At 66.9% G+C, this 16,731-nt stretch carries 17 protein-coding genes and 1 riboswitch; of the genes, 8 read left to right on the top strand and 9 right to left on the bottom strand.

Features of this window, described 5'->3' with window-relative positions; all coding sequences use genetic code 11:
• Nucleotides 1-88 precede the first annotated feature (88 nt).
• From grpE to AUL31_RS15385, 6 genes are all read left to right on the top strand, one after another.
• A complete protein-coding gene (grpE, locus tag AUL31_RS15410) occupies nucleotides 89-739 on the top strand; it encodes a nucleotide exchange factor GrpE (RefSeq protein WP_060608608.1) in 651 nt (216 codons plus the stop codon).
• 69 nt (nucleotides 740-808) lie between these two features.
• Complete coding sequence (locus AUL31_RS15405; protein WP_060608603.1) at nucleotides 809-1,591, top strand: 3-hydroxybutyrate dehydrogenase; 783 nt, start codon at nucleotides 809-811, stop codon at nucleotides 1,589-1,591.
• 44 nt (nucleotides 1,592-1,635) lie between these two features.
• Nucleotides 1,636-1,767 (top strand): DUF3096 domain-containing protein, encoded by a 132-nt coding sequence (locus AUL31_RS15400; protein WP_192388414.1) that lies wholly within the window; start codon nucleotides 1,636-1,638, stop codon nucleotides 1,765-1,767.
• Nucleotides 1,768-1,783: 16 nt separating this feature from the next.
• Nucleotides 1,784-3,076 carry an NAD(P)/FAD-dependent oxidoreductase gene (locus AUL31_RS15395; RefSeq protein ID WP_060608596.1) on the top strand — a complete coding sequence of 431 codons (1,293 nt, stop codon included), beginning with the start codon at nucleotides 1,784-1,786 and terminating at the stop codon, nucleotides 3,074-3,076.
• Nucleotides 3,077-3,145: 69 nt separating this feature from the next.
• Nucleotides 3,146-3,973, top strand: coding sequence for an ATP-binding cassette domain-containing protein (locus tag AUL31_RS15390; protein WP_060608593.1), 828 nt, complete (start codon nucleotides 3,146-3,148; stop codon nucleotides 3,971-3,973).
• Between the two features lie 83 nt (nucleotides 3,974-4,056).
• Nucleotides 4,057-4,539, top strand: a complete 483-nt coding sequence (locus AUL31_RS15385) for an RDD family protein (protein WP_060608588.1) — start codon at nucleotides 4,057-4,059, stop codon at nucleotides 4,537-4,539.
• A gap of 23 nt (nucleotides 4,540-4,562) precedes the next feature.
• On the opposite strand, the gene cobO is transcribed toward AUL31_RS15385, so the two are convergent.
• Genes cobO through AUL31_RS15355 form a run of 6 tightly spaced genes read right to left on the bottom strand, consistent with a single transcriptional unit; the run spans nucleotide 4,563 to nucleotide 11,409 of the window.
• The gene (gene cobO / locus AUL31_RS15380) at nucleotides 4,563-5,204 is read right to left on the bottom strand and encodes a cob(I)yrinic acid a,c-diamide adenosyltransferase (RefSeq protein ID WP_060608585.1); all 642 of its coding nucleotides are present in this window, start codon (nucleotides 5,202-5,204) and stop codon (nucleotides 4,563-4,565) included.
• Nucleotides 5,201-8,905, bottom strand: coding sequence for a cobaltochelatase subunit CobN (gene cobN / locus AUL31_RS15375; RefSeq protein WP_060608582.1), 3,705 nt, complete (start codon nucleotides 8,903-8,905; stop codon nucleotides 5,201-5,203). The genes cobO and cobN overlap by 4 nt, the downstream gene beginning before the upstream one ends.
• A 4-nt stretch (nucleotides 8,906-8,909) precedes the next feature.
• Nucleotides 8,910-9,977, bottom strand: a complete 1,068-nt coding sequence (cobW, locus tag AUL31_RS15370) for a cobalamin biosynthesis protein CobW (protein ID WP_060608579.1) — start codon at nucleotides 9,975-9,977, stop codon at nucleotides 8,910-8,912.
• A 5-nt stretch (nucleotides 9,978-9,982) separates the two neighbouring features.
• A complete protein-coding gene (gene cobU, locus AUL31_RS15365) occupies nucleotides 9,983-10,495 on the bottom strand; it encodes a bifunctional adenosylcobinamide kinase/adenosylcobinamide-phosphate guanylyltransferase (RefSeq protein ID WP_060608575.1) in 513 nt (170 codons plus the stop codon).
• Nucleotides 10,492-11,211 carry a CbtA family protein gene (locus AUL31_RS15360; RefSeq protein WP_060608572.1) on the bottom strand — a complete coding sequence of 240 codons (720 nt, stop codon included), beginning with the start codon at nucleotides 11,209-11,211 and terminating at the stop codon, nucleotides 10,492-10,494. Before AUL31_RS15360 ends, cobU begins: the two co-directional genes overlap by 4 nt.
• A 21-nt stretch (nucleotides 11,212-11,232) precedes the next feature.
• Nucleotides 11,233-11,409: a CbtB domain-containing protein gene (locus AUL31_RS15355; RefSeq protein ID WP_060608569.1), complete on the bottom strand. Its 177-nt coding sequence runs from the start codon at nucleotides 11,407-11,409 to the stop codon at nucleotides 11,233-11,235.
• Between the two features lie 30 nt (nucleotides 11,410-11,439).
• Nucleotides 11,440-11,667, bottom strand: a riboswitch (cobalamin riboswitch).
• 87 nt (nucleotides 11,668-11,754) lie between these two features.
• Between AUL31_RS15355 and AUL31_RS15350 the strand changes: the two genes are divergently transcribed.
• On the top strand, nucleotides 11,755-12,600 hold the full coding sequence (locus AUL31_RS15350; protein WP_060609022.1) for an SDR family NAD(P)-dependent oxidoreductase: 846 nt from the start codon (nucleotides 11,755-11,757) through the stop codon (nucleotides 12,598-12,600).
• 31 nt (nucleotides 12,601-12,631) lie between these two features.
• Here the strand turns inward: AUL31_RS15350 and AUL31_RS15345 are convergent, their stop codons facing one another.
• The 3 genes from AUL31_RS15345 to AUL31_RS15335 all read right to left on the bottom strand — a co-directional run bounded on the left by AUL31_RS15345 (nucleotide 12,632) and on the right by AUL31_RS15335 (nucleotide 15,477).
• Entirely contained in the window at nucleotides 12,632-13,159 is a 528-nt protein-coding gene (locus AUL31_RS15345) for a cytochrome b (protein ID WP_244489430.1), read from the bottom strand.
• Nucleotides 13,160-13,258: 99 nt separating this feature from the next.
• Nucleotides 13,259-14,725, bottom strand: a complete 1,467-nt coding sequence (locus AUL31_RS15340) for a cobyric acid synthase (protein WP_060608562.1) — start codon at nucleotides 14,723-14,725, stop codon at nucleotides 13,259-13,261.
• 5 nt (nucleotides 14,726-14,730) lie between these two features.
• A complete protein-coding gene (locus AUL31_RS15335; RefSeq protein ID WP_060608557.1) occupies nucleotides 14,731-15,477 on the bottom strand; it encodes a TSUP family transporter in 747 nt (248 codons plus the stop codon).
• A gap of 162 nt (nucleotides 15,478-15,639) precedes the next feature.
• Here AUL31_RS15335 and AUL31_RS15330 point away from each other — a divergent pair, with 162 nt between their 5' ends.
• Nucleotides 15,640-16,731 carry a sirohydrochlorin chelatase gene (locus AUL31_RS15330; protein ID WP_060608554.1) on the top strand — a complete coding sequence of 364 codons (1,092 nt, stop codon included), beginning with the start codon at nucleotides 15,640-15,642 and terminating at the stop codon, nucleotides 16,729-16,731.

The raw sequence follows: 16,731 nt of genomic DNA, 5'->3' as shown, positions 1-16,731 counted from the left end.
TTGATTTTGGGGAAGCCGCATTCGATATGCGGCGGGATCGATCTGTTCCGCCGCACGGGCGGCGGCACGCAAAGGAGAGCCTGACACGATGACGAACAGCGAAAACGGTACGCGCCACGACGAAGGCGTGGAACAGAAGACCGAGACCGCTGGCGCTGCCGACGACACCGCCACGCCCGGCTGGGGCGAGGGCGCCGCGGCCGCCGACGCGGAAAGGCTGGCCGCGCTGGAGGCCGATAACGCCGAGCTCAAGGACCGGGTTCTGCGCGCCGCGGCCGACATGGAAAACCTGCGACGCCGCACCGAGCGCGAAATTCGCGATGCGCGCCAGTTCGCGGTGGCCGGCTTTGCCCGGGACATGCTGGGCGTTTCGGACAATCTTTCCCGCGCCCTGCAGGCCATTCCGGCCGAGGTGCGCGACGGCGCGGACAGCGGCTTCAAATCGCTGGTCGAGGGCGTCGAGATGACGGCCCGCTCGATGCTGTCGGCGCTGGAAAGCCACGGCGTGCGCAAGCTGGAGCCGAAGGGCCAGCGGTTCGACCCGAACTTCCATCAGGCGATGTTCGAGGTTCCCAACGCCGAGATACCGGCCAATACGGTGGTGGAGGTCGTGCAGGACGGCTACGCCATCGGCGAGCGTGTCCTGCGGCCGGCCCTGGTGGGCGTGTCGAAGGGTGGCCCGAAGGCACCGGTGGAGCCGGCGTCCGCCGGGGCGGACGAAGCAACCCGCGACGCCTGATTTTCTGCTTTCCGGCCCACTTCCGGCTCGGCTATCCTCGCGCCGGGCCGGAAGGGGAGAAACGGACACATGCCGCAGCTTGAGGGGAATGTCGCGATCGTCACGGGGGCCGGCTCCGGCATCGGCCGCCAGATCGCCATGGCCTATGCGCATGAAGGCGCGCGCGTCGCCGTCAGCGACATCGATGCCGACGCGGCGGGCCGCACCGTGCAGGCGATCGCCGACGCCGGGGGCGAGGCCCTCGCCATAACCATGGACGTCACCGACGAACGGGCAGTCGACGACGGCGTCGCCCGGACCGTCGAGCGGTTCGGGCGGATCGACACGATGGTCGCCAATGCCGGTATCCAGATCGTCCACCCCGTCGAGGATTTCCCCTACGACGAGTTCCGCAAGGTCGTGGACATCCATCTCGGCGGCAGCTTCCTTCTGACGAAGGCCTGCATCCGCCATATGTACCCGCAGAAATCGGGCTCGCTCATCTATATGGGTTCGGTGCATAGCCACGAGCCGTCGCCACTGAAAAGCGCCTATGTCGCCGCCAAGCACGCCATTCTCGGCCTGGCGCGCGTGATGGCGCGCGAGGGCGGCCCGCACGGCGTTCGCTCGAACATCATCTGCCCCGGCTTCGTCCGCACCCCGCTGGTGGAGCGGCAGATCCCCGAGCAGGCGCGCGATCTCGGCATTTCCGAACAGGAGGTCGTCGAGCGCGTCATGCTGGGGCGCACGGTGGACAAGGAATTCACCACGCTGGAAGACGTCGCGGACGTCGCGGTCTTTCTCGCCGCATTCCGCTCCAACGCGCTCACCGGCCAGTCGATAGTGCCCAGCCACGGGTGGTACATGGCCTGAACGCGCCTATCTCCCCTCACGGACACATTCCGGAGAGGATTCCCATGGACGTCATCGTCATCCAGCCCGTCGTAGCCCTGATCGCCGGCGTTCTCATTCTCATCATGCCGCGACTGCTGAACTATATCGTGGCATTCTATCTCATCATCGTGGGGCTGACAGGTCTGTTCGGCTGACAGGGAGGCAAGCGAGTTGGCAAGGCAGACGCGTATCCTGATCCTCGGCGGCGGGGCAGGCGGACTGGAACTGGCGGTGCAACTGGCCGGCGCCCGCGGCATCGACGTGACGCTGATCGACAGGGTGACGTCGCATCTGTGGAAGCCGCGCCTGCACGAGTTCGCGGCCGGTACGGTATCCTCGTCCCTTGCGGAGATTTCCTTTTACGTCCTCGGCCAGCTTCGCGGCTTCCATTTCGAGCAGGGCAGCGTCATCGGCATCGAGCACGCCATGAAGGCGGTGCGCCTGGCCGCGATCCACGACGACGCCGGCGAAATCGTCGTGCCGGAGCGTCTGCTGACCTACGATCTGTGTGTCGTTGCGCTGGGCGGCGTCACGCCCGATTTCAACACCACCGGCGTTTCCGAGAACGCGATCCGTCTGGATGCCGCAGTCGACGCGGACGCCTTCCGCAAGCAGTTCATCAACGCGATGATCCGTGCGCGCGCCACCGGCGTTCCGGCCGATGTGGTGATCGTCGGCTCCGGCGCGACGGGCACGGAGCTGGCCGCCCACCTGCGCGCTTCGGAGCGCGCCTTCTTCGACTGGAGCAGCAAGGGTCCGGTGCCGCGCGGCCGCAAACTGCTGGACATCACGATTCTGGAGGCCGCGCCCGAGTTGATGCCGGGCGCCGAAGCGGCCTTGCGTGAAAAACTGGTCGAGCGCTTGCGCGGACTGGATATCAAGACGGTGACCGACGCGCGCATCAGCGTGGTGGACAAGGACGAGATCCGCACCGCCAAGGGCGAAGCGTGGCCCGCCGATATCTCGGTGTGGGCGGCCGGCCTTGTGGGAAACCCGGTGCTGCGCGGCCTTGGCCGCTTCGACTACGACGACAAGGGCCGGATCAAGGTGGACAGCCATCTGCGCTCCACCGCCGACGATTGCATCTACGTGCTCGGCGACGCTGCGGCCTGCATTCCTGCGGGTGCGGAACGGCCATTGCCGCCCACCGCGCAGGCGGCCAGCCAGCAGGCCGCCTACCTTGCGGCGGCGCTGCCGCGCGTCCTGCGCAACGAGCCGGTCAAGTCGTTCCGCTTCCAGAACAAGGGGCGGCTCGTATCGCTTGCCGGAGCGGGCGCCATCGGCATCATCGGGCGCCGGAAGCAGGACATACTGATCCACGGCCAGTTCGCCATCGCGGCCTATGACGCCTTGCAGCGCCAGCACCAATGGCGCGTTCTTGGCCCGGTGCGCGGCTCGGTCGCCATCATGGCCGACCTGTTGTCGCCGACCCGCGGGCCGCCGCTGAAACTGCATGGCGGGTAACGCGATCTGCCGGTTGCAACGACGCCGCGGTCGTGGTGAAAGCTGAGTTGCAACCGAAGGATTTTTGCGATGGGCGTGACCGCCAAGCTCCAGGATGTGCCGGATTGCGGTTTCGCCATCGCCGAGCCCTTGTTTGCAGCCGAGGGCGTGACCTATGCGATCGGGGACCGCACCCTTGTCGGTCCGCTCGACCTGACCTTGCCGGCCGGCCGGGTCATCGGCCTGATCGGTCATAACGGCTCCGGAAAATCGACCCTGTTGAAGATGCTGGCCCGGCAGGAGCCGCCGACGCAGGGCGCGATCCGCTTCGAAGGCAAACCGCTGCGCGACTGGGGCGAGCGCGCCTTCGCGCGCAAGGTCGCCTATCTGCCGCAATATACGCCGGCTGCCACGGGGATGCTGGTGCGCGAGCTTGTGGCACTCGGCCGTTATCCCTGGCATGGCGCGCTCGGCCGATTCGGCGAGGGCGACCGCGCAAAGGTGGAAGAGGCGATGGCACTGACCGACATCCGGGGCTTTGCCGACCGGCAGGTGGACACGCTGTCCGGCGGCGAACGCCAGCGTGTGTGGCTGGCCATGCTGGTTGCCCAGGACGCCGAATGCCTGCTGCTCGACGAGCCGATCTCGGCTCTGGACGTGGCGCACCAGATCGAAGTTCTGTCTCTGGTGCATCGCCTGTCGGCAGAGCGGGGCCTTGGGGTGGTCGTGGTGCTGCACGACGTCAACATGGCGGCCCGCTTCTGCGACGAGATCCTGGCGCTGAAGCAGGGGAAGCTGATTGCGCGCGGCTCGCCCGAAGCGATCATGACGCCGGGCGAACTCCAGCGGATCTACGGTCTGGCGATGGATGTACTGGAGCATGGGCCAGGGCGACGCCCGCTGGCCTTTCCGGCATAAAGATATAACAGATATACGATATTGACAGTCTGATTGTTGGATGGTCAAAGCCCTGCAGTGTCTAGTTGCGGGGAAAACCAATCATGTCCGACGTTTCGACTGTTCCTCTGGACCCGAATGCAGCGGGCGTGCCGGGCGAAGGCATTTCGGCCCCAACTTCCTCGGAGACCGTGCGATATGGCGGCTTCTGGATCAGGGTGGCCGCTTGCTTGATCGACGTCATCATTCTGCTGCCCGTCACCTTCGTGGTATCCTTCCTGGAACAGATCGCCCCATCCTCTATCGGGCAGTTCGCAGCCTTCATCGTCTCGCTCGCGATTACCGTCGCCTATAACGTCCTTCTGGTGGCGCGGCCGGCGCAGGCGACATGGGGCAAGCAGGTGCTCGGACTTCGCATCGTCCGGGCCGACGGCAAACCGATCGGCCCCGGATTGGCCCTCGGCCGCTATGTTGCCCGCATGGTATCGTTCCTGTGCCTTTGCATCGGCGTCCTGATGGTCGGCGCGACCCGGGAAAAAAGAGGGCTCCACGACATGATGTGCGGCACAAGGGTCGTCTACCGGTAGAAGGCGCCACGCCACCGGTGGGCTTAGAATTCGATACCCTTCTGCGCCTTGATGCCGGCGCGGAACGGGTGCTTGACCTGCTCCATCTCGGTGACAAGGTCGGCGAAGTCGATCAGCTCGTCCCGGGCGTTGCGGCCCGTAATCACGACATGCTTCATTTCGGGCTTGGAGGTTTTTAGAAACTCGACGACCTCATCGACGGGCAGGTAGTCGTAGCGCAGCACGATGTTCAACTCGTCCAGAACCACCATCTGGTGCTCATCATCGGCGATCAGCGCCTTGGCGCGCTCCCAGGCCGCGCGCGCGGCGGCGATATCGCGCTGCCGGTCCTGCGTTTCCCAGGTGAAGCCATCTCCCATGGCGGTGATGGTGACGTCGTCGGCAAAGCGCTTCAGCGCCTGACGCTCGCCCGTCTCCCACTTGCCCTTCACGAACTGCACGATGGCAACCTTCATGCCATTGCCGAGCGCCCGGAAGACGAGGCCGAACGCCGCCGTGGACTTGCCCTTGCCCTTGCCGGTATGGACGATGACGAGGCCCTTTTCCTGCGTCTTGGTGGCAATGATCTTGTCGCGCGCGGCCTTCTTCTTGCGCATCTTCTCGGCGTGACGCGCATCCAGTTCGGCATCGCTTAAAGCGGCGATCTTTTCGTTCTTTACGGTCATTGCGATGTTTCCTTGCGGTCGAGTTCGAAGCGGGCGGCATTGGAGCGCGGGCGCCAGAGGCCTCGCTGTACCGCCTCGGCCAGCCTGTCCACCATCTCGCGGTAGGCGTCCGGGTTGTTGGCGCGCATGAAGGCGCTGACGGTCTCGTCGGCTACGAAGGCCGCATGTACCAGGTCGAAGTGATGGTCGCGGACGGCGCCCGTCGTGGCGGCGAAGGCGAAGAGATAGTCCACCGTAGCGGCGATCTCGAAGGCGCCCTTGTAGCCGTGGCGCATCACGCCCGATATCCATTTCGGGTTGACGACGCGGGCGCGCAGCACACGCCCGATCTCTTCGTCCAAGGTGCGGACAATCGGGTGCTCGGGCCGCGAATGGTCGTTGTGATAGGCATGCGGCCGCTTGCCGGTCAGGGTCTCGACCGCCGCGCTCATGCCGCCTTCGAACTGATAGTAATCGTCGGAATCCAGAAGGTCGTGTTCGCGGTTGTCCTGGTTCTGCACCACCGCGTCGACCTGCGACAGACGGGTTTCCAGTGCCTGCCTGTCGGCCTCGCCTTCGCTGTCCGCGCCATAGGCATAGCCGCCCCAGACCAGAAAGGCTTCGGCGAAGTCGTTTTTGTCCGCCCAGCCGCCTTCGTCGATCAGCGCCTGCAGGCCCGCGCCATAAGCGCCGGGGCGTGAACCGAAGACGCGGAAGCCCGCCCGCCGCCGTGCCTCTTCCGCTGTCGAGCCGCTGTCCATCAATGCGGCTGCGTCATCGCGCATGCGGGCGGCAAGCGGGTTTTCCGCGTCCGGCTCGTCGAGTGCGCCGACGGCCCGCACCGCCGCATCGAACAGGGCGATCTGGTCGGGGAATGCGTCGCGGAAGAAGCCGGAGATGCGCAAGGTGACATCGACGCGTGGCCGGCCAAGGGCCGCAAGCGGCACGATCTCGAAGCCGGTGACCCGCCGCGACCCGCCATCCCAGACGGGCCGGGCACCGATAAGCGCCAGGGCCTGGGCGATATCGTCACCACCCGTGCGCATATTGGCCGTGCCCCACACCGTCAGCCCGATGGCCCGAAGCCATTCGCCGTGATCCTGCAAATGGCGCGTTACCAGCGCCTCGGCGGATTTCCGCCCCAGTGCAAAAGCCGTTTCCGTGGGAACGGCGCGGGTGTCGACGGAATAGAAGTTGCGCCCGGTCGGCAATACGTCCGGCCGCCCGCGCGTCGGCGCGCCGGATGGGCCGGGCGCAAGAAACCGGCCGTCAAGGCCGGTCAGAATGCCGGCCAGTTCCGCCTGTCCACATCCGTCCACAGCGGGTGCCAGCGTATCGCGCATGAATGCCAAAACCGGCGCTGTGGCCGGCATGGGGATATCCATATCCAGCGTGCCGGCCACGAGCCGGCTGGACAGGAGTTCCAGCCGTTCGACGGTGTCGCCGCAGCTACGCCACGGGTCTGTGGACAGGCTGTTGAGAAGCTGTGGCCGATGCCCGGTCCAGGGCGCCGACAATTCACAGGCCAGGGGGTCGAAATCCCCAAGGTGCATATCCTGTGCAAGCGCGCGTATCAGCGAGGCGTCCTGCGGCCCCGTACCCCTCGGCAGCCGCAGCATGGCGACGACGAGTTCGTCGCGCAGGCTGCCCTCCGGCGAGCGACCGAAGACATGGAGCCCATCCCGTATCTGCATTTCCTTCAGGTCGCACAGATAGGCGTCGAGCTTCACAAGCGCCGCATCGGGCGCGGCTTCGCCTGCGATGCCGGCATCCTCGGCAAGGCCGCTGTCGGCGGCAAGTTGCAGGATCTTCGGACGAAGCGCATCCGCCCGCCGCCTGTCGCCCTGCTCGGCCTCGTAATACTCGTCGACCAGCCCTTCCAGATCGCGCAGCATTCCGTAGCTTTCGGCGCGCGCCAGGGGCGGCGTCAGGTGATCGACGATCACGGCGGCGTTGCGCCGCTTGGCCTGCGTGCCTTCGCCCGGGTCGTTGACGATGAACGGGTAGAGATGCGGCAGCGGCCCCAGGATGGCGCGTGGCGCACAGGCCTGCGAGAGGGCCAGCGCCTTGCCCGGCAGCCATTCCAGATTGCCGTGCTTGCCCATGTGGATCACCGCGTCCACCGAAAAGACCGTTCGCAACCAGGCATAGGCGGCGACGTAGTTGTGCGGCGGCGGAAGGTCTGGCGCGTGGTAGCTTTCCTTCGGGTCGATATTGTAGCCACGGGCAGGCTGGATGCCGACCGCGATGTTGCCGAACCGCGCGAAGGGCAGGGCGAAGCCCGTGCCGGCGACGTGGAAAGGGTCGTCCTCGGGCGGGCCCCAGCGCTCCGTCACCGCCTGCCGCAGGGCCTGCGGCAGCGTATCGAAGAAGGCGCGATAATCTTCCAGCGACAGGCTTTCGCGGATTTCCCGGCCGGCGATCCCGGCATTGGTGGGGCCGGCAAGAAGATGCTCTACCAGGGCGTTGCCAGCGGCCGGAAGGTCGTCCACGCGATATCCGGCCTGCCGCATGGCCGTCAGCGCGGCAATGGCGCCGGCGGGCGTGTCCAGCCCGACCCCGTTGGCGATGCGGCCATCGCGATTGGGGTAATTGGCCAGAAGCATCGCAATGCGGCGCTCGGCCGCCGGCGTTCGCCTCAGGCGGGACCATCGCATGGCGAGGGCACAGGCAAAGTCGACATTGGCCTGCAGCGGGCGATGCGTGACGACATCCACTTCGCAAGTTGCGTCCCACGTCGCCGCGCTCTTGAAGGCCACGGCCCCGGCCAGAACGCGCCCGTCGACCTCCGGAAGGGCGATGTTCATGGCAAGGTCGCGCGCGCCAAGGCCCCTGTCGGAGTCCGCCCATGTCTCTTCGCTGGTGCCGGCCAGCACGCACTGGATCACCGGGGCGCCCTGCTCGTCGAGAACCGTCGGGCTGTGTGCCTGGCCCGCCGGCGACACGGCAAAGCCCGTGCAGTTCAACACCACATCGGGCGGGGATGCCGCAAAGAGATGGCGCACCGTCGCCTGCGTGACGGCATCCTTGAGGCTGGACACGAAGACGGGCAGGGCGAGCAGCCCACGGCGCTCCAGGCCTTCGCACAGCGCCTCGATCGCCTCCGTCTGGCCGCTCTGCATCAGCGCGCGGTAGAAGACGACGGATGCCACCGGGGCATTGGGCGCGGCGCGCGATACGCGGTCCATGACGCCGGCGCGCAGCAGGGGGCGGGCATCCGGTGGCCATTCCTGTTGGTCGATCACCGCTCCGCAGGCGTTGACGAAGTGCATCGCGTTGTCGGGGCCACCCTCCCGCAGATACGCCGCCAGCCTTTTGCACACCGATGGCGCAACGGTGCCGGCAGCGTCCAGCGCCGGGTCCGGGCGGTCGTCGCCCGGCAGGAAGGCCAGGGCAAAGCCGTTGCGCTGCGCGGCGGCGCGCAGGGCGTCGACGCCGTAGGGCCAGTAGCCGATGCCACCCAGAAGCCGCACGACGACGAGGCGGGCATGCGACAGGGTCCGCTCCACATAGGTATCGACCGACATGGGATGCGTCAGCCGCATCAGATTGGCCAGCCGCAGGCGGCCCGGCGCAAGCTGCAGGCGGCGTGCTGCCGAAGACAGGGCAGCCAGCTCCGTATCGGCGGCAGACAGAACGACGATCTCGCCCGCAGACTGGCCGAGATCGACAGCCTCGGCCGTCTGCGCCAGAGAGCCCTTTTCCGCCAGCAGCAGGTGCATCGGGTCAGGCCGCCGCGCATATCGTCAAGGTTTCCAGATGCGCGGTGATGGCCTTGCGTGCGGCATCGTCCAGCCTGTCATGCAGGCCGATGACGACAAGGCGCGTTCCCTCGCCTTGTGCGGCGGGGCGGTCGAAATAGCTGTCGATACGGTTGCCCACCGCCTGCACCTGCAGGCGCATGGGCTTGCCCTTGATACTGGCGAACCCCTTCAGACGAAGGATGTCGTATTGTGCGATGACCGTCCTGAGAGCGTCTTCCAACGCCTCGCGCGAGGCAACCGACCCCAGCTCGACCAGGAAACTGTCGAAATCCTCGTGGTCGTGCTCGTGCCCGTCGGCATGGTGGATCTCGTGATGGGACCGGCGCCCGGCGATGAGCTGTTCGGTGCCGGCCTGAAGGCCGATCAGCACATCGGCGGGCAGCTTGCCGCCTTCCGCCGTCAGGATGGGCAGCTTGCGGCCGGCCTCCCGCTCGACCTGCGTGCGCACCCCATCCAACGCCGCTTCATCCACCAGATCGGCCTTGTTGAGAATGACCAGGTCGGCGGCCCGGATCTGGTCCTCGAACAGCTCTTCCAGCGGGTTGTCGTGATCGAGGCTGTCGTCCGCCGCGCGCTGCGCCGCCACACGGGCCTCGTCGTCGGCGAAGCGGCCGGCGGCGACGGCCGCCGTGTCGATAACGGTGACGACGCCATCGACGGTCACCCGTTCGCGGATGCCGGGCCAGTTGAAGGCGGCCACCAGCGGCTGCGGCAGCGCCAGCCCCGATGTCTCGATGACGATATGATCCGGCTTCTCGTCACGCTCCAGAAGCTTCGTCATGGTGGGGATGAAATCGTCGGCGACGGTGCAGCAGATGCAGCCATTCGTCAGCTCTACGATATCCTCTTCCCGGCAGGCCGTGCCGGCGCAGGCCCGGAGCACGTCGCCATCGACGCCCAGATCGCCGAACTCGTTGATGATGAGGGCAATGCGCCTTCCGCCGGCATCGGCCAGAAGGTTGCGGATCAGCGTCGTCTTTCCGGCGCCGAGAAAGCCGGTAATGACGGTGGCGGGAATCTTGTGGGTCATGAATTCTATCCTTTCAGTTTCAGCGGCAGCCCCGCAGCAACGAACCAGGCTTCGTCGGCAAGGGCTGCGATGCTCTGGTTCATGCGGCCGGAATGGTCGCGGAAGGCGCGGGCCAGCGCGTTTTCCGGCACGATCGAAAGGCCGACCTCGTTGGAAACGAGAATGACCGTCCCGTCTGCCCGTGCCAGCATGGAGCAAAGGTTGTCGATGGCGGCGGCGATGTCGCCGTCCGCCAGAAGGACGTTGCTGAGCCACAGCGTCAGGCAGTCCACCAGCAGCACGCGGTCGCTTCGCGCCTCGGCGCAGATAGCCTGTGCCAGATCGTACGGTGCTTCCACAGTGCGCCATCCGTCGCCGCGAGAGCGCCGATGCGCATCGATGCGCGCCGCCATCTCGGCGTCGAATGCCTGCCCCGTGGCGATGTAGACCCGCTCGAGCCCGGTGGCGGTGGCAAGCCGCTCGGCGAAGGCGCTCTTGCCGGAGCGCGCTCCGCCGAGCACGAAGACGGATCGCCTCACGCCGGCCGCGGACTGGCGGTGCGCCGGATGGCGTCGAGCACCAATCCGGAAAACAGGCCGATCAGCACCCAGAAGAGCGCGGACGTTGCAAGCGATGCCACGGCGAACTCCGCCGCCAGGCTGGGTGGAATGGGGCTTGCCAGCTCTGCCGGGTGCGGCGCCGGGATAAACAGGGGCGCTGCGATCAGCACCAGGCCGAACAGGCGCTGCCATGTCCGCCGCGACAGGACGAGGCCGGCCAGGCCGCCGCCGGTGCACAGCACGGCCATCAGCCACCAGGCCTGCCGCGCCCCGAGGTCGGCGGCGGGCATTGCCGGCAGCTCCGGCGGCAGGCCCATGGCGGGGGCGAGCGTCAGCACGGCAAAGCCGGCAAGGCCCCAGACCGCGCCGTTGCGCGCCGTGAGCGGCCTGTCGAACGCCAGGCTGGCTGCTGCCAGCAGCAGCGCGAAGCCGGCGCCCAGCACCATGTTGGCCATCGCCGTTCCGCCGAGGCGGCTGGCCACCAGCGTTGCACTTTCCTCATCCTCGCCGCCATGGGCCATGGCAGGCGTGACGAAGGAAAGGCCGGCAGCATGGTCATGGGCAGGTGCGCCGCCGTCCTCGAAGACTTCGGCGGCAAGGATGAGCGGGGTTGTCTTCAGCGACTGGACGGGCGTGATCGCCAGGCCAGCCAGCATTCCGGCCAGGAGGGCCGCGATAAGGGTTCTTGCCAGCATGATGCGCTCCTCTGTCCCGGCTCAGTGGCAGGGAAGGCCCATGGCGTGGCGCGCGTCGTGCGCGGTGTCGTGCAGCGCGTCGGCGGCGGCAAAGCCCGCGCCGTAGACGAAGAAGGCACCGAGAACGAGGGCAAAGAGCGCGGTTGCGATGCGCCCTGACGAAGAAGCATGCGTCTGCGACGCGGAATGCGCGGTCATAAGGTTCAACCTCCGTGACGGCGGCAGGATTGCCGCCCTTCAGCGATGGCAGGTCTCCTGGCTCGCGGGTCAGCGGTTGTTTCCTGCCTTCCCGGGGTTTTCCCAGTGGCGTTTCCGGCATGCCGGTGGAACAACCTCTCCGCTCTACAGTCGCGGGGTCGGCTACGATACGGGCCCCCGGATTGGGTCGGCCCTTCGCATTCCCTCTTAGCCCGAAGCCGCAGGGTGCGGCACGGGACCATCGGCCGTCACGATAATCAGTCCACTCGTCTGCCGCAACTTGCCAATGCGGGCCACCTGACCGAAATAAGCGGGACCGAAACGAATGATCCACCGGAGTTGTTCATGCCGCACCCCGCAATCGCCCCCAACCACAACGCGGTCGTGATGGGCGGGGCCGCCGGCATCGGCCTTGCCGCCGCCCGCCGGTTTCTGGCCGAAGGCATGAACGTGGCCATCGTGGACCGGGACATGGAGCCGCTGGCCGAGGCGCTGGACCTTCTGGAAAAGGAGGCCGGCAGCGATCTCAACGTGGCGGCAGCCGCCTGCGACGTGACGGACAGGGCCGGGCTGGCGAAGACGGCCGCGCATCTGGAGCGGACGCTGGGGCCGATCCACGTCTTGATGAACAATGCCGGCATCCAGCCGGGCTCGTCGATCTTCGGCGAGGAACGGAACTGGGATGCCGTCCTGTCGGTCAATCTGGGCGGGGTCATCAACGGTACGCGGGCATTCGGACCCGCCATGCTGGAGCATGGCGAACCCGGCCTGATCATCAATACGGGGTCCAAGCAGGGCATCACCACGCCCCCCGGCGACCCGGCCTACAATGTGTCGAAGGCCGGCGTGAAGGCATTCACCGAGGCGCTCGCGCATGAGCTGCGCGAGCGCGAGGGAAGCGCCGTGACGGCGGCACTGCTGATTCCGGGTTTCGTCTTCACCGGGCTGACGGCACGTGGGCGGGCAGACAAGCCCGACGCCGCATGGACGGCGGAAGAGACGGTGGATTTCATGATGGCGCGTCTGTCGGACGGCGATTTCTACATCCTGTGCCCCGACAACGAAGTCACGCGCGACATCGACGAGAAGCGCATCCAGTGGGCGGCGGAGGACGTGATCCGCAACCGGCCGCCGCTGTCGCGCTGGCACAAGGACTGGGCCGACCGCTTCCGCGCCTTCATGGGGGCGTGAACCGGGCTTTGCCGCAGGCCTTCGTCGCCTGTCAGGCCATGCGCGCGGCGATCCTGTCCTTCCAGACCGCCTCGTGCATGGCCACCATGGCGATATGCCCGACGATCAGCGCCAGCAGCACCCATCCGAACAGGCCGTGCACGGCGCTGGCTGGCGCGATCAGAGCGGGGATCCGCTCGCCCGTGGCGGCGAATATCTCGAACCCGTAGGGGGCGAACCCCCTGCCGCTGCCATAGGCGCGGAGAATGGCGAGGAACGGGATCACGATCATCAGAAGATACATGACCAGATGGCCGAGCGTCGCCAGCCGGCCAAAGCGAATCGCCGCATGTCCCGGCCGCCGCGACAGATTGGCCAGCCCCCACAGGCCACGCAGGATCACCAGCAGAAACAGGGTGAAGCCGACGGCATAGTGGGTCGACCAGAAGAAGCCTTCTATCGCGGTGTCTTCGGCGAAGACGCGCAGCAGCGCGCTGGCGAACTGCCAGGCCAGCAGCACCACCATCACCCAGTGAAACAGGCGGGAGACAATGCCGTAACGGGCCGGCGTATCCATCATGGTCGAGTGCATCGGCGTGGGGCCCTTGCCTGGAAACGTTCCAGTCAATCTGGCCCAGGACGCGGCCGGGCGGAAGATGCCATTGCGTGACAAAACATGTCAGCGCGCAAGCCGCAGCAGCGATGGCACGTCCAGCGCCGCCTCCAGCGCGTCGGCGACGGCGTCGAGGGCCGTCTCGACTTCGGCCATGTAGGCCAGCGGCGGGCCGGCAAGGCCGAGATCCGACAGGAAGCGGCTGCGCCAGGCGTCATTGCCGAAGACGCCATGCAGATACGTGCCGATAACGCGCCCGTCGGCGCTGACGGCGCCCTCCGGCCCATGGGCATCGACGGCGAAGGGACGGCTGCGGCCTGGGCCCTCGGTGCGGCCGAGATGGATCTCGTAGCCGGACAGCTCTTCCCCCGTCGTCGCGCGCAGGCGGGCCGGGCGCACCGTCTTTCGCGGCTCCATCACCGTATCCACGGCAAGGAGGCCAAGGCCGTCGACACCGCCTGCCGGCCCTTCCACCCCCTCGGGATCGTCGATGCGGCGGCCGAGCATCTGGAAGCCGCCGCAAATGCCGACGACCATGCCGCCGGCTGCATGGTGGCGCGCGATATCGGTGTCCCAGCCATGGCGGCGGAAGGCCGCCAGGTCGGCGATGGTGGCCCGCGTGCCGGGCAAAAGGATGCAGTCGCACCGGGGGATCGCCTCGCCCGGGCGCACGAAGCTGACCTCGACACCCGGTGTCGCGGCCAGCGGGTCGAGGTCGTCGAAATTGGCGATGCGCCCCGGCTGCGGCACGGCGATGCGCACGCGGCGGGCCCCGCCGCCGGGGCGCGGACGCTCCAGCGCCACGGAATCCTCAGGGGGCAGGCGTCCGACGGTGGTGAGCCAGGGAACGAGCCCCAGCGACGGCCACCCGGTATGTCTTTCGATGGTTGCCAGCCCTTCGGCAAACAGGGCCGGATCGCCGCGGAACTTGTTGACGATGGTGCCGGCGATCATGGCCCGGTCCTGCGGCGGCAATACGCAATGCGTGCCGACAAGCGATGCGATGACGCCGCCCCGGTCGATATCCCCGATCAGCACAACCGGCACATCGGCGGCGCGTGCAAAGCCCATATTGGCGATGTCGCCGGACCGGAGATTGACCTCGGATGCGCTGCCGGCCCCTTCGACAAGCACAAGATCGCAGTCCGCCGCCAGCCGCGCATGACTGTCCAGGACGGCGTCGAGCAGGCTTGCCTTGAGGCGCTGGTAACCGAGGGCCGATGCGGTGCCCCGGCTTCTGCCCTGCACGACGATGTCGGCGCCCGTGTCGGACATCGGCTTCAACAAGACGGGGTTCATGTCGGTGACGGGTTCCGCGCCGGCCGCCAGGGCCTGCAGCCATTGCGCACGGCCGATCTCGCCGTAGCCGCCATCGTGGCAACGCGCCACGGCGGCATTGTTGGACATGTTCTGCGCCTTGAAAGGGCGCACGCTCATTCCGCCACGGGCAAACAGGCGGCACAGCCCGGCCACGAGGACGCTTTTTCCGACGTCCGACCCCGTACCCTGGAACATGAGGCTGCGTGCGGCCATCTCCGTCAACCCAGGATAAGCTTGAGGGCGAGTATCGTGCAGACCGCGACAAGCAGCGGGCGAATCAGCTTCGCGCCGAAGCGGACGGCGGAGGCGGCGCCCAGGCGCGCGCCGCAGAACTGCGCGATGCCCATGGCCAGGCCGAGCTTCCAGTGGATGGACCCGGAAAAGGCGAAGATGGCGAAGCCGCCGAGATTGGACGCGAAGTTGAGCAGCTTGGTGTGGGCCGTCGCCTTGAGGACGCCGTAGCCGGCAAGCGCCACGAAGGCGATCATGAAGAAGGAGCCGGTGCCCGGCCCGAACAACCCGTCATAGGCGCCGATCAGCGGCACGAAGAAGCAGGCGAAGAAGACGGGCGAGATCCGCTGCTCCCGATCGACGTCGGACAGGTTGGGCTTGACCGCGAAATAGACCGCGATGGCGATCAGCAGAAAGGGCAGGATACCGCCCAGAAGATCGGGCGGCAGCAGCATGGCCGCCAACGCGCCTGCACATGCGCCGGCAAAGGACAGGGCCGCTGCCGGAAGCAGCGTCCTCACGTCCACCAGCCCGCGACGCGCATAGGCGATGGTTGCCGAACCGGAGCCGAACAGGCTCTGCAACTTGTTGGTGCCGAGAGCGGATAGCGGATCGAAGCCGCCAAGCAGAAGCGCCGGAATGGTGATCAGGCCGCCGCCGCCAGCGATGGCATCGACGAAGCCGGCAAAAAACGCTGCGGCGACAATGAGAATGACGATCGTATCGGGCGACATCGGGCAGTGGCTTCCTGTGGCTCGCTTGCGTTTAGAGCCTTTCATGACTGCCGGAAAGCTTCTATGCAGGCGTGCATACGGTGCCTCTACCAGGAGGCTGAGAGATATTCCGTGGCGGCCGACCCAATCCGGGGGCCAGGACGGAGCCGAAGGAGGTGGCGCATGAACGCCCTGATGCTGTGCGGCCATGGCAGCCGCGACCAAGGCGCGGTCGACGAATTCAAGGCGCTGGCGCACAAGATGACGCACCGCCTGCCCGACTGGACGGTGGATTACGGCTACCTTGAATTCGCACGGCCCATCATCCGCGACGGTCTCGACAGGCTGCGCGAAGGCGGTGCAAGCACGATCCTGGCGCTGCCGGGCATGCTGTTCGCCGCCGGCCACGCCAAGAACGACATTCCCTCGGTTCTGAACACCTATGCTAGCGCCAACGGCGTGGACATCCGCTATGGGCGCGAACTCGGCATCGACCCGAAGATGGTGCGCGCCGCGGGCGACCGCATCCGGCAGGCGCTGCGGGCCGGCGGCTGGCAGGACGGCACGCCCCTCCACGATACGATGCTGGTGGTGGTGGGGCGCGGCGCCTCGGACCCCGATGCCAATTCCAATGTCGCCAAGGTCATGCGGCTGCTGTGGGAGGGCCTCGGCTTCGGATGGGGCGAAACGGCCTATTCGGGCGTCACCTTCCCGCTGGTCGGGCCGGCGCTGGAACATGCGACCCGGCTCGGCTACCGGCGCATCGTCGTGTTTCCCTACTTCCTGTTCACCGGCATCCTGGTGCGGCGCATCTACGACCAGACCGACGCCGTGGCATCGCGGCATGGCGATATCGAGTTCATCAAGGCGCCCTATCTCGGCGCGCACGATCTCGTGGTGGAAACCTTCGTCGACCGGCTGGACGAGGTGATGGTCGGCACCAACAACATGAACTGCCAGATGTGCAAATACCGCGAGCAGGTGCTTGGCTTCGAGGCCGAGGTGGGGCTGCCGCAGGAAAGCCATCACCATCACGTGGAGGGCGTCGGCACCGACGGCGATGCCGCGCACACGCATCACCACGGCCACGATCACGGCCACGATCATCACCACGGCCATAGCCACGACCACGACCATGGCCACGATCATCACCACAATAACGGCCACGGCCACGGCCATGGCCACCATCATCATGGCGGCGGCGGTCATACGCACCATCCCTATCCGCATGCCGAACATCCACTCGGCCCGCGCTCCATGAAAAAGGACGGCTGA

It is taken from the genome of Aureimonas altamirensis (genome assembly GCF_001463885.1).
Taxonomy (GTDB): Bacteria; Pseudomonadota; Alphaproteobacteria; order Rhizobiales; family Rhizobiaceae; genus Aureimonas; species Aureimonas altamirensis.
The sequence above is the reverse complement of the archived record's forward strand: the minus strand, read 5'-3'. Positions and strand labels throughout refer to the sequence as shown.

Coding starts and splice junctions, on each gene's coding strand:
- cobN (WP_060608582.1), bottom strand. CDS start 8,905: ATGCACCTGCTGCTGGCGGAAAAGGGCTCTCTGGCGCAGACGGCCGAG.
- AUL31_RS15350 (WP_060609022.1), top strand. CDS start 11,755: ATGCCGCACCCCGCAATCGCCCCCAACCACAACGCGGTCGTGATGGGC.
- AUL31_RS15400 (WP_192388414.1), top strand. CDS start 1,636: ATGGACGTCATCGTCATCCAGCCCGTCGTAGCCCTGATCGCCGGCGTT.
- AUL31_RS15355 (WP_060608569.1), bottom strand. CDS start 11,409: ATGACCGCGCATTCCGCGTCGCAGACGCATGCTTCTTCGTCAGGGCGC.
- AUL31_RS15385 (WP_060608588.1), top strand. CDS start 4,057: ATGTCCGACGTTTCGACTGTTCCTCTGGACCCGAATGCAGCGGGCGTG.
- cobO (WP_060608585.1), bottom strand. CDS start 5,204: ATGACCGTAAAGAACGAAAAGATCGCCGCTTTAAGCGATGCCGAACTG.
- AUL31_RS15340 (WP_060608562.1), bottom strand. CDS start 14,725: ATGGCCGCACGCAGCCTCATGTTCCAGGGTACGGGGTCGGACGTCGGA.
- grpE (WP_060608608.1), top strand. CDS start 89: ATGACGAACAGCGAAAACGGTACGCGCCACGACGAAGGCGTGGAACAG.
- AUL31_RS15405 (WP_060608603.1), top strand. CDS start 809: ATGCCGCAGCTTGAGGGGAATGTCGCGATCGTCACGGGGGCCGGCTCC.
- AUL31_RS15335 (WP_060608557.1), bottom strand. CDS start 15,477: ATGTCGCCCGATACGATCGTCATTCTCATTGTCGCCGCAGCGTTTTTT.
- cobW (WP_060608579.1), bottom strand. CDS start 9,977: ATGACCCACAAGATTCCCGCCACCGTCATTACCGGCTTTCTCGGCGCC.
- AUL31_RS15345 (WP_244489430.1), bottom strand. CDS start 13,159: ATGATGGATACGCCGGCCCGTTACGGCATTGTCTCCCGCCTGTTTCAC.
- AUL31_RS15390 (WP_060608593.1), top strand. CDS start 3,146: ATGGGCGTGACCGCCAAGCTCCAGGATGTGCCGGATTGCGGTTTCGCC.
- AUL31_RS15330 (WP_060608554.1), top strand. CDS start 15,640: ATGAACGCCCTGATGCTGTGCGGCCATGGCAGCCGCGACCAAGGCGCG.
- AUL31_RS15360 (WP_060608572.1), bottom strand. CDS start 11,211: ATGCTGGCAAGAACCCTTATCGCGGCCCTCCTGGCCGGAATGCTGGCT.